The sequence below is a fragment of the Streptomyces sp. MB09-02B genome (assembly GCF_033794485.1).
Lineage (GTDB): Bacteria > Actinomycetota > Actinomycetes > Streptomycetales > Streptomycetaceae > Streptomyces.
In genome coordinates, this window is sequence record NZ_JARGEE010000839.1 from 1 (window position 1) to 1,485 (window position 1,485).

General features: G+C 69.2%; 3 protein-coding genes. 1 reads left to right on the forward strand and 2 read right to left on the reverse strand.

The window, feature by feature from the left end; translation table 11 throughout:
- Positions 1-17: 17 nt before the first annotated feature.
- Together P1P70_RS44515 and P1P70_RS44520 are read right to left on the reverse strand one after the other, a co-directional pair.
- Complete coding sequence (locus P1P70_RS44515; protein ID WP_319248177.1) at positions 18-368, reverse strand: nuclear transport factor 2 family protein; 351 nt, start codon at positions 366-368, stop codon at positions 18-20.
- 63 nt (positions 369-431) lie between these two features.
- Positions 432-1,244, reverse strand: coding sequence for an MBL fold metallo-hydrolase (locus P1P70_RS44520; RefSeq protein WP_319248179.1), 813 nt, complete (start codon positions 1,242-1,244; stop codon positions 432-434).
- A gap of 90 nt (positions 1,245-1,334) precedes the next feature.
- Here P1P70_RS44520 and P1P70_RS44525 point away from each other — a divergent pair.
- The coding region (locus P1P70_RS44525) for a winged helix-turn-helix transcriptional regulator (protein WP_319248182.1) at positions 1,335-1,485 on the forward strand (151 nt) is incomplete at its 3' end.

A 1,485-nucleotide genomic window follows, 5' to 3' on the forward strand; every position in this document is an offset into this window, starting at 1 on the left:
GAATCAGACGACGAGAATCAGACGCCGTAGGGGTTGTCGATGATGTAGACCCAGTCCCCCTCGCTCGTCCTCCTCATCACCTCGACCGCCTTTCCTTCCACGATGCCGCTCTCGCTCGTGATCCGCCAGGACGGCTGGACCATCGCCAGGTCGCCGTTCTGATGGACCGACGTGGCCAGCACCTCCATGGTGCTGGGCGCGGCGAGGTAGGGCTTCAGCGCTTCCTTGATGCTTTCCCTGCCGTAGACGGGCTCCTGTCCCGGTCCCGGTACGAACATGGCGTCTTCGGCGAACAGGGAACCCATGCTGTCGAGGTCCTTGTCCTTGAGGTACTGGGCGAAGCGCTCGTGCACGACTTCCGGCTTCATGTTCTTTCCTTTTCTTTCTGCGTTGCGGGGCCGGTGTACCGGCGGCGGGACCGGGGTGAGGTGTCAGCGGGTGTGCGGGGCGGGCAGGGTGACGGGCTCGCCCGGGGTGGGCCAGTGCAGCGGGACGCCGGCGGCGTCGAAGGTCTGCTGGACGTGGTCGCGGTCCTCGGTGTAGTGCGCCCAGCCCTCGGCGTGCACGGCCACCACGAGGGGGTCGCCGAGCAGACTGCGGGCCTCGACGGCCTGGACCGCGGTCAGCGACAGCCGTACGTCACCGAATGCCTCGAAGCCGGCCGCGCCCAGGTGCAGCAGCGCCACGTCGACGCGGTACCGGCCGGCCAGGGCGCTCATCGCGTCCAGGTCGACGGTGTCACCGGAGACGTACACGCTCGGCGTGGAGCCGTCGTCGGTGTGCAGGAGGAAGCCGGTGACCGGACCGGTGAGGTCCTCGGTGCCGACGGGACCGTGGCGGGCGGGGACCGCGGTGATGTTCAGCGGCGTGCGGCCCGGCTTCGACAGGGTCCGGGTCTGCCAGGGCTCCAGGCCGACGGCCGCGCCCCCGAGATCGGTGGCGCCGGCGACGGTGGTGAACACCTCCGAGGCACCGGAGGCCACCGTACGCCCGGTGATGTCGAGGTTGTCCAGATGCCCGGTGTGGCTGACCAGGGCGGCGTCGAGAGCGGGCAGTTCCCCGGGCTTCAGCGCCGGGTCGGCGGTCTTGCGCACCGGAACCGGGCCGTCCTGGTACTCGGTGCCGGCGGCATCGAAGGTCGGGTCGGTCAGCAGCGTCCAGCCGGCCAGGTGGATCAGGGCGGTGGGGCCGCCGAGCACCGTCACGGTGTTCGCGTCACGGGTCACAGCATCGTCGGTTGCCACGGGTACTCCTTGACGATCAGCGGTTGGCTCCCTCACTCTGACCGAGTTACTTTCTCAAGGGAAGTACATACCTTTAGGTGAGGTGAGCACGTGCAGGAAAGCACGCGAGGCAACGTCCGCAATCCCGCCTGCCTGAGCAGGCAGCTGTTCGACCTGGTCACCGCCCGGTGGGCCACCCTGGTCCTGGTCGACCTGATCGACGGCCCGCAACGCTGGTCCGAGCTGCGCCGGCGCGCCGGCG